Raw genomic sequence first — 11006 nt, 5'->3', positions numbered from 1 at the left:
AGGAAAGGGGCTAAATTTATGCCTAAAAATAAGGTTTTCGGACAGGCTGGGGGGGCAAACAACCTCTCTTTGCAAGATGGACAACAGATTTTGATTGTGGATATGAAACGGATTGGTGGTATATAATTAAAGATGATAAGTTTGATATTGGTAGTTTAAAAGCAAAAAGAAGATATGAAATAAATAAAGGAAAAAAGAATTTTGAAGTTAAAGAAATAAGAGCTGATGAATATACAGATGAGATTTACGAGATCACGGCTACTGTATATCAGCAATATCCAGCAAGCTATCGTCCTGTAATACATGAAGAAAAATTTAAAGAATCCCTTACTGGTTGGGAAAAATTTAAAGTATACGGTGCTTTTCATAAAGAGACTGGAAAGTTGTGTGGATATGCTTGGTTAAAGGTGTATGATTCGTATGCTGATTTTTGTGTTTTAAAAGTGCTTCCAGCCTATGAGAGATTGGGAATTAATGCAGCTATTGTAGAAAAAATAGTAGTAGATTTTAATTCTAAACTTGGAAATAATTTTTATATTTGTGATGGCGCGAGGGCATTGTTACATGAAACTGCATTTCAGAATTACTTAGAGAAATACTTTGGCTTTAGAAAAGCATATTGTAATTTGCAGATGAAGTATCGTTTCCCAATCGCCATAATAGTCAGAGTTATATATCCATTTAGAAATCGAATAAAAAAAGAAGGAAAGCTATTTTCAAAGATAAAAACAGTTCTTCTCTTTGAAGAGATAGCCAGAAATTGTAAAATAGTTAAGAGTAAAAAGAAAGCGTAAAATATATGCAAGATTTAGTTTCTATTATAATGCCGTCTTATAACACGGCAGAATATATTGCAGATTCAATAAAATCTGTGTTAAAACAGACATATGAAAACTGGGAATTGATAATAGTTGATGATTGTTCAACAGACGGAACAGACGAGGTAGTAAAGAAATTTTCCGATAAAAGAATCAGATATTATAAAAATAAAAAAAACTCAGGGGCTGCTGTATCCCGTAATAGAGCGTTAAAGCTGGCACAGGGAAGGTGGATTGCCTTTTTGGATAGTGATGATTTATGGAGCTCAAAAAAATTAGAAACTCAAATTGATTTTATGAAGTTCAATGGATATTATTTTTCATATACTAATTATGATGAAATTGATATGAACGGAAATAGAACAGGGATACGAGTAACTGGCCCTAAAAAAATCACGAAAGTTGGTATGTTTAATTATTGTTGGCCAGGATGTTTAACAGTAATGTATGATGCAGAACGGGTTGGATTGATTCAAATAGCAGATATAAAGAAAAATAATGATTATGCCATGTGGTTAAAAGTTTGTAAGAAGGCGGATTGCTATTTACTTGATAGATGTCTTAGTCGTTATAGAAAAGGCAGGACTGGATCAGTAAGTTCTCATAGTATAAAGACAATGATTGGATGGCACTATAAATTATATAGAGATGCAGAACAATTAAGTGTATTAAAAAGTCTTGTCAATACGGGAAGAAATCTGGTGTTTGGATTTTATAAGAAAAAAAGATATGTGAAAACAATCAAATAAGGAAGAAGGAAGAATAAAGTGGAAAGAAATTCTTTTTTATACAAGGCAAGAAGAACTGGTCAGGTAATTGCTCATAAGTTTGTTCCAGATACGGTAATGTCTAAATTATATTTTAAGATTGTTCTTGGAAAAAAATTAAATTTAGATAATCCTCAAACATTTAACGAAAAGTTGCAGTGGTGTAAGCTATTTTATTATCCTAGAAGTAAAAAAGTAGTAACTTGTACCGATAAATATGCTGTAAGAGAGTATATTCAGAAAAAAGGCTATGGGAATACATTGACGCCGTTACTTGGATCATGGAATAGGGCAGAGGATATAGAATGGGGTAAACTTCCGAATCAATTTGTATTAAAATGTAATCATGGGTGTGCTTACAATATTGTAGTGGCAGATAAAAATAAATTAGACAAGAAAGCTACGGAAAAACAATTGAATTCTTGGCTGAAGGAAGATTTTGGAGCATTTAATATAGAACTTCATTATTCTAAGATAAAGCCACATAGGATTATATGTGAAGAATTTTTAGGGGCTAATATTACAGACTATAAGTTTTTCTGTTTTAATGGAGAACCTAAATGTATTTATGTATCTAATGATTTGATACATGACAGACAGGCTCAGATAGGATTTTTCTATTTAGATGGATCTAAGATGCCATTAACCAGAGATGATTATACAGATATACCTGAGGTTAAATTACCACCATTTTTTGAAGAGATGCTGGCTATGGCAAAAGATTTATCAAAGGATTTCCCGTTTGTACGTGTGGATTTCTTTTTGGCTAATGAAAGATATTATTTTGCAGAATTAACATTTACTCCAAGTGCGGCAATGATGCCGTTTAATCCAGAAAAATATGATTTGGAATGGGGAAAAATGTTAGATATTTCGGAATTGGAAGAAAAGTATGGAAAGAGAAATTAAGAAAATTGGTATTATAGGTCATTTTGGCGGAACAGAAAATATATTGGATGGTCAAACTATAAAAACTAAAATTTTGTATGAAGAGCTGTCGAATGTAACAGATTGGGATATTGTGAAAGTAGATACATATTATAAGAAAAAAAATCCGATAAAATTGTTTATTGATACATTAGTATGTATGAAAAAATCGCAGGACATTATAGTTTTATTATCCCGAAATGGCATGAAATTTTATTTTCCACTATTAGCTTTATATGCAAAGAAATTTCATACAAGGATATATCATGATGTAATTGGTGGTAACTTGGACACGTATGTGAAAAAGTATACCAAGTATAGAGCTTACTTAAATACATTCAAAGTAAATTGGGTTGAAACAGAAGGACTAAAAAAGAAATTGGAAATGGAAGGAATAAATAATTGTGAAGTAATACCTAATTTTAAACGTTTGAAATTAGCTGAAATAGAACAAAAAGATTATAGAGCCCCCTACCATTTTTGCATTTTTTCAAGAATTATGAAAGAAAAGGGAGTAGAAATAGCAATTGAAGCAATAAAATTTATAAATGAAAAATATAAAAGAGAGCTATGTACGTTAGATATATATGGAAGAATCGATGATGGATACAAAGAAGAATTTGAAAAAATCATGAATCATGTTTCAAATTCAATTAGATACATGGGAATGGTTCCATATAATCAGAGTGTGGAAACAATAAAAAAATATTATGCATTACTATTTCCTACATATTGGGATGGGGAAGGATTCCCAGGAACTATTATTGATGCATTTTCAGCAGGAATTCCAGTTATTGCTACAAATTGGAATTGTAATAGCGAAATCATTGAAAACAAAAAAAATGGAATCTTATACCCGAGTGAAGAGCTGACGAATATAGAAGAATCTATTGAGTGGTTGATAGAGCATAAGGATTCCATGAATCAAATGAAAAAGCAATGTATTGAATCAGCAAAAAAATATCAACCAGATGAGTATATTGATCGAATTGTAAAAGAAATCATAGATAAATAAAGGTGACGTAAGATGAAAAGATTATTGTGTATTGTTAGTTCATTAGATACTGGTGGGGCAGAAACATTTATGATGAAACTGTTTAGGAGATTCCCTCAAGAATATAAATTAGATTTTGTTGTTTCAACCAATACGGGATATTATGAAAATGAAGTTCGGGCATTGGGAGGGAAAATATTTCGTGTACCATTAAGAACTAAGCATCCTGTAGTAGCATTTAATGATATAAAAAATATAGTGAAAAAAAATGAGTATCAATACATATTGAAGTTGTGTGACACTCCAATGGGATATTTTGATTTATTAGCAGCGAAAAGAGGCGGGGCAAAAAAAATATGTATTCGCTCTTGTAATGCGTCTTCTTCAGAATCTTTGATAAGACATTTGATAAATACTATGTTGCGTCCGGCTTTTAATCGGATTTCAAATGTAAAGATTGCGCCATCCAAGTTGGCAGCAGAGTATACATTTGGGAAAAAAGAGGTAAAAAAGGGAAATGTATATTTCCTGAAAAATGCAGTTGACTTGGAAAAATATAAATTTTCCTTGGCAGGAAGATTAAATGTTAGAAATGAATTGGGGATAGATGATACTCAGATAGTGATAGGGCATATAGGAAGATTTAATTATCAAAAAAACCACATGTTTTTATTAGAAATATTCAGTGAGATTATAAAAGAAAAGAAAAATGCAGTTTTACTACTTGTCGGAGAAGGAGAAAAAAAACAAGAGATTAGTGAAAAGGCAAAAAAAATGAATATTTATAATAATATTATTTTTACAGGAATTAGATCAGATATTCCAGAGTTGCTATCTGCTATGGATGTGTTTGTGTTTCCATCATTTTTCGAGGGAATGCCAAATACAATTATTGAGGCACAGGCAGTGGGAATACCATGTGTCTTGGCGGATACTATTACCAAAGAGGCAGAAATTACGGATTTATTAGAATATGTATCGTTGGATGAGACAGCAAAAGAATGGAAAAATAAAGTTATAAAGGCTATAAAAAGAGAAAAGCAGGACACAAAAAAATTAATGTATCAAAAAGGGTATGATATCCAGGATGCAGTTAATAGATTTGTTGATTTAATATTTAAAAGGTAAAAAAATGATAAAAGTAAATGAAATCGTTGAAAAAGTAAGTTGGGTTGCTACTGTTTTTTTATTATCATCTATTACAATTTTTGAATCATATACTTGGGGAAAATATATATTAATTCTAACAAGTATGATAATATTTTTGTTAGACATATGGGGGACAAGAGGAAGATATTATTTATCTTTAAATAAATATTTTTATTTTATACTTACATTGATTATTTACTCTTTTATGGGAATAATTTGGGGAATTAATGGGTCCGATTGTTTAACTAAGGCATATACATATTTGCAGATATTGATATGTATGATGATTTTGTATCAGCATTTTAATCACGATAATGGTGTGAAACAATTATTATCTATAGTAAAATGGTCCAGTTATATCATATCTATATATTCTATCATGTATTATGGATTGGACTTTATAATTAAGATGATTACATCGGGAGTTCGGTTGGAAAATTCTTATACCAATATTAATACAATTGGTATGTTTGCAGCAATCGGAATCATAATTCAACTAGACGAAATGAAAAAAAATCATAAATTTTATGTATCAACTGTATTTTGCGTGCCTGCGTTTATGATGGTTATTGCTACTCAAAGCAGAAAAGCATTGTTAATTTTAATAATAGGAAGTGTGATGGTATTAATATTTAGAAGTGTAAAAAAAGGAAGAGCGCTTCTTAATATTTTAAAAATAATAATCATTATTTGTGGAATTTTTGTAGTGCTTAAATATGCATCGGGATTGACAATATTTTCGGGAATTAATAAAAGGATGAATTATATAGTTGCAATGTTTACTGGTACCGGAGAAATTGGACAGTCAGCATTAACAAGAAAAAAGTTAATTAATCTAGGAATGGAAATATTTAGAAAAAACCCTTTGGTAGGGGTGGGAATGGGATGCCCGCGCATTATAGCAAAGCAAGTTTTAAACTTTGATGCCTATTTGCATAATAATTTCATTGAATTATTAGCAGCTGGTGGAATTATTGGATTTGCTTTATATTATATAGAATCATATATATATTTGTTTATAGAATTCTATAAGTTAAGAAATTACAAAGATGAGAATTTTATAATATGTGTAATATTATCAATTATTTTATTGTTTAGGGATTATGCAATGGTTTCGATGTATAGCAAAATAACATTTGTTTATTTTTTGATTTTCTTTTTGGAAATAGAGAAGACGAAAGATAGGAAGAGAAGTTATAAGGAAGTTAAGAAAAATGAAAGTTGAAAAAACATTAAAAGCAGTAATTAAATATATTGCACAGCCGTCATATCGATTTGGAATAAACTCTTATTTGGGATTCTATAATAATACAACAGATGAAGAATATTTAAAAAAATTATTTTTCTATAAGATGGATCAGAAATTAAACTTAACAAATCCGAAAAGTTTTAATGAAAAATTACAGTGGTTGAAACTTTACGACCATAGACCGGAATATACGATTATGGTAGATAAATACGAAGTCCGTAAATATATATCAGAACAGTTAGGAGAGGAATATTTGATTCCTTTGCTAGGTGCATGGGACAGTCCTGATGCTATTGAGTTTGAAAAATTACCGGAACAGTTTGTCTTGAAATGTAATCATAATTCCGGGCTTGGCATGTGTATTTGTAAAGATAAATCCAAATTAAATTATTGCAAAGTAAGAAAAGAATTAAAAAAAGGATTAAAACAAGATTATTATTTGACCAGTAGAGAGTGGCCATATAAGGATGTTAAACGTAAAATAATATGTGAAAAATTTTTAGAAAACAAGAATGGAGGTGAAATATTAGATTATAAAATACATAATTTTAATGGAGAGCCAAAGATGATATTAGTATGTTCGAAACGTTTTTCAAAAGAAGGGCTTCATGAGGACTTTTTTGATACAGATTGGAACAAATTGTATCTTGGGAGACCGAATTGTTTTAGAACAAAAGAAAAAATAGATAAACCAAAAGAATTAGAAAAAATGCTTTCTTTTTCAAAAAAATTATCTCAAGGATATCCGTTTATGAGAACTGATTTTTATGAAGTAGATGGAAAACTTTATTTTGGAGAAATTACATTTTATCCAGCTAGTGGATTAGAAAAATTTGCCCCAGAAGAATGGGATAATACTTTAGGAGAGTGGATAAAATTACCAGAATAATTAGATGTAAAAATAAAAAGGGTATTACTGCATATTTAATATGTGCAGTGTAATATCGGAAAAGGCTACAAGCACATGAAAAAGTATAAATAGCCGAGTATTTCATGAAGGGGGTGTATTAACTTAACAGTGTGGATTTATGTATGGAACTTCTAAAGTGTGCTAAAGTTATAGATCCACAGAAGATAAGATATGTTTGAAACATATCTATGAAAGGAGAAAAAAAGTATGAAAAGAAGAGTTGCAAAAATACTTTCTATGGTGCTCAGTACAGCAATGATTTTTACTTCTATGAGTATGAATGCATTAGCAGCGCAATCAAAAAAAGAATTTAGCGAATCTCAGCTGAGTCTTGTATCAGATAAGACCTCAACATTGGCACCTGGTGTGACACAAGATATTTATACGGTGTATGATAAAAATGGTGCACAGGTTAAGATGTTTGCAGCGACAATGGATATGTCAGTTGATAGTGTTAAATTGTATGCATCATATCAAAACATGGACAATAATACCTATGGAATGTCAAAATTGACAGAGCAGGTAAAAGCGTTTAATGAGAAAGCGGCAAATGGAGACCAGTATTATCAAGGAACAGTTGTGGCAGGAATTAATGCGTCATATTATAATATGACAACAGGAAAACCAACAGGTGTTTTCGTAATGAACGGGAATGATGTCACTGATAGTGACAAATCAGCTGGTTATTTTGCGGTTATGAAAGATGGAACTGTTAAAATTGGAAAACCTGCTGAATATGATTCAGATAAAGGAAATATTCAAGAAGCTATCGGCATTTATAAGATGCTTGTGTACGATGGACAAATTGCATTATCTACAAGTGATCAAAATAATGCACAAAAGTATCCTAGACAGACAATAGGAATTACTGCCGATAATAAGGTTATAGTTCTAACAGCTGACGGCAATCAGGAACCGGAATCAATTGGATTAACCTTAATGGAACAAGCACAGGTAATGAAGGATCTTGGTTGTGTCTATGCAGGTCATTTGGATGGTGGCGGATCAGCAACTTATGGTAGCAAAGCAGAAGGATCTGATACATTTAGTATTGTTAATAAACCGTCTGATGGATCAGAGCGTAGTATTTCTAATGGATTAATTATTGTATCTACGGAAAAGGCTACGAATACATTTGATCATGTCAAGTTTAATGTTGAAAATGAGTATGTAACTCCAGAAACGTCAATTTCATTTGAAACATTAGGAGTAAGTGCAACTGGAAATGAGGCGGAAATACCTCAAGATATTTCATATACAGCACAATATGGAAAGATTGATAATGGAGTTTATACTGCACCAGAAAATGAGTGTGAAGATGTAATAAATGCTACGTATAATGGAAAAAATGTTGGAACTGTATCAATCCATGTTGTAAATCCAGATAAAATCAGTTTTAATAGTGAAAAAATAACTGTTCCATTTGGGAAGACTGTTGCAATTGGATTGACTGCAAATTATGGAATTAATGAAGTTAAAATAAAAGAAAGTGATATTAAACTTACATTATCTGATTCCCAAATAGGAACTATTGAAGGTTTTAACTTTACTGCTGGAGATGGAAGTTCAACATTAAGCACAATAGAAGCAAGCTTGGTTAAGAATCCAGACGTAAAGGCATCGTCTAAGATTGAACTGGGAAAAGGTTCTGAAGTGATTTATGACTTTGAGGACGGAGATGTTAGTGATTTTAGTCTTGGATATGGAGCATATAATTATACATTGCCAGAAGGAAAAGTGTATGCAGTGAATTCTAAAACTGGGAAAGTACATAGTGGAAATGGTGCGATGGCACTGGATATCAATTATGGAAATTCTTTGGAATCAGGTTATATGATGACAGCGCTTGCTTATTCAGGTGGAGATAGAACTTTTGAAAATGCAAAAAGACTGGGTATGTGGATTTATATCCCAATAGAAAATGTATCTACCTGGATTCGCTATACAGTATTCCCTATGGGAGAAGGCAGTACAATTACAGATACAATGTCAGATGGAGTTCCGTCAACAACAGGATTTGTAAACCAATATCAGGAATCTGGATGGCATTATTTGTCTATAGATTTAAGCAAATATAAAGGCTTAGATTTAAAGAACAATTATTATATGGTACAGTTCTATATATCTGATAGAGACGGAGCGTCTTATGATTATTATTATAATCAACATAAATCATATAATGGTCGTTATGTGATGTATGTTGATGATATAACGGTTGATTATTCAGATGCGGTGGATGATCGTGAGGCTCCGATTTTTGGAGATATTTCATATGCAACAACCAGTATGTCGGATGCAGTGGTACTTAAGGATAATCAAAAAGTAGAGAATAATAAAATTAGTTTCAGTGCAAAAGTTGCAGAAAATACAAAAAAATCTAATTATTCGGGCTTGAATCCAGATACTGCAAAAGCTTATATAGATGGTGTAGAGGTTGATAACAGTTTTAAAAATGGTATTATTTCTATTCCAGATACAGAGTTGTCGGATGGAGTACACCATATAAAATTTTCCATTTGTGATAATATGGGGAATTATTCTTCGAAAATTGGTACAATAGATGTTGAATCCAGATCAAAAATACCGACTGTTAAAGTAGTTGCACATGATCCGTCCCTTGATAAAATAAAACTTGGATCAGTATGGTATGCAGATATTGTTGCTACAGATATTGAAAAAGTTCAGTCAGTAGATGTGGATATTGATTTGAACAATATGAGCAAGTGGGAACTTGATAATATGGAAGTGGCTAAAGGATTTGAAGCAAGCTACAGTATTCAAGATGATGAGAATATTGCAACGATAACAATCAACAGAGTTGGAACAAATAATGAAACAGGTGAAAGTATTCTGGCTTCTTTGCCGATTAGAGCATGGGAATTAAAAACAGGCTATACATATGATAGTGGTACAATGAAAGGAAAAGAAGCACTTACTTATGAGAAGTTTAAAAATCAAAAAGAATTTTGGCCAATTGATATTAGTATGAAAATTGCTCGAGGACTCGTTACATATGTTGATGGTACGATTGGTACATTCTCAGGAGAGGGACCGCATGTAGACACTGAAATGTATAAAATGGCTAAAGACATGATATCTACCAAAGAAGGAAAGGAATATTATGATTCTTGGAATGGTGGACATGTTCATACAGCAGTTGCCTTAGAAGATAAAGCAGCAACATGTATAGAAGCTGGATATACAGGAAGAACATATTGTGAAGGATGCAATTCTGTCGTAGAGTGGGGAACAAAAATTCCAGCATTAGGACATAGTTATGAATTGCAGGACAATGTTTTGAAGTGCAAAAATTGTGGTGAATTATTCAATGGTGTCTGGGAAGACGGTAAAGAATATAAAGATGGGATCGTTTTAAGAGATGGATGGACTGAATCTGGATGTTATTATAAGGATGGAGTGAAAATAACAGGTATTCAGAAAGTAACAGCACCTGATAATTCTGGAGAATTTTATTACGATTTTGGACGAGATGGAATATGTGCAGATCAAAGTAAGTATACAGGTCTGTTGCAACAGGATAATAACTGGTACTATTCTAGAAATGGAGAATTAGTAGGCGGATGGATTCAGATTAATGATAACTGGCATTATTTCCGCAGTTATACGAAAGCAGCTGCAACTGGCGAGTATAAGGTGGGAGACGTTACATATCAATTTGATGAGCAAGGCATGACAAAAGGAACTTGGTATAAGACGGATGAGGGTACTCGTTATTATTACGGACCAAGTTATTATGCTGCAAGAAATCCAGAGTATATGCGTTTAGTTGAAATTGATGGAAAGACGTATAATTTTGACAATAATGGATATTTGACATATGGAATTCAAGTATTGCGGGATAGCACATCATTCAAAAAATATGTTTATGAATTTGATACAGATGGTGCAATGCTTCAAGCAATAAAAGATCAAGGATTTGTAACGGATAGTAAGGGAACAATTTATTATATTAATGAAGAGGGATATGTTCCAATGAATGCTGGGCTTATAAAATATGAAGAAGCATATTATTTTGTATGTTCCAGTGGAAAGATAAAAACATCCGGATATCAGACAATTACCGAAAGTAATGCTAATGGATTAGTAGAAGCGGGAACCTATTACTTTGGCGAAGATGGAAAAATGCAGATTACGACTCCGAAAGATGATACGACGGGAATTGTAAATGAAA

Annotated in this window: 8 protein-coding genes; all 8 read left to right on the top strand. The window is 31.8% G+C overall.

What is annotated here, in order from left to right; genetic code table 11:
* Positions 1-383 precede the first annotated feature (383 nt).
* Complete coding sequence (locus LI149_RS14330; RefSeq protein ID WP_227143552.1) at positions 384-794, top strand: hypothetical protein; 411 nt, start codon at positions 384-386, stop codon at positions 792-794.
* Between the two features lie 5 nt (positions 795-799).
* On the top strand, positions 800-1567 hold the full coding sequence (locus tag LI149_RS14325; RefSeq protein ID WP_227143551.1) for a glycosyltransferase family 2 protein: 768 nt from the start codon (positions 800-802) through the stop codon (positions 1565-1567).
* Between the two features lie 18 nt (positions 1568-1585).
* Positions 1586-2494, top strand: a complete 909-nt coding sequence (locus LI149_RS14320) for an ATP-grasp fold amidoligase family protein (protein ID WP_227143550.1) — start codon at positions 1586-1588, stop codon at positions 2492-2494.
* A complete protein-coding gene (locus LI149_RS14315; protein WP_227143549.1) occupies positions 2478-3527 on the top strand; it encodes a glycosyltransferase family 4 protein in 1050 nt (349 codons plus the stop codon). The genes LI149_RS14320 and LI149_RS14315 overlap by 17 nt, the downstream gene beginning before the upstream one ends.
* 12 nt (positions 3528-3539) lie before the next feature.
* The gene (locus LI149_RS14310) at positions 3540-4634 is read left to right on the top strand and encodes a glycosyltransferase family 1 protein (protein ID WP_227143548.1); all 1095 of its coding nucleotides are present in this window, start codon (positions 3540-3542) and stop codon (positions 4632-4634) included.
* Positions 4635-4638: 4 nt separating this feature from the next.
* Complete coding sequence (locus LI149_RS14305; RefSeq protein WP_227143547.1) at positions 4639-5880, top strand: O-antigen ligase; 1242 nt, start codon at positions 4639-4641, stop codon at positions 5878-5880.
* Complete coding sequence (locus tag LI149_RS14300; RefSeq protein WP_227143546.1) at positions 5870-6793, top strand: ATP-grasp fold amidoligase family protein; 924 nt, start codon at positions 5870-5872, stop codon at positions 6791-6793. Before LI149_RS14305 ends, LI149_RS14300 begins: the two co-directional genes overlap by 11 nt.
* A 228-nt stretch (positions 6794-7021) precedes the next feature.
* Positions 7022-11006: phosphodiester glycosidase family protein (locus LI149_RS14295; RefSeq protein WP_227143545.1), on the top strand; the 3985-nt coding region annotated here is incomplete at its 3' end.

This window comes from Dorea sp. 210702-DFI.3.17 (assembly GCF_020560825.1).
Classification (GTDB): domain Bacteria; phylum Bacillota; class Clostridia; order Lachnospirales; family Lachnospiraceae; genus Dorea; species Dorea formicigenerans.
The sequence above is the reverse complement of the archived record's forward strand: the minus strand, read 5'-3'. Positions and strand labels throughout refer to the sequence as shown.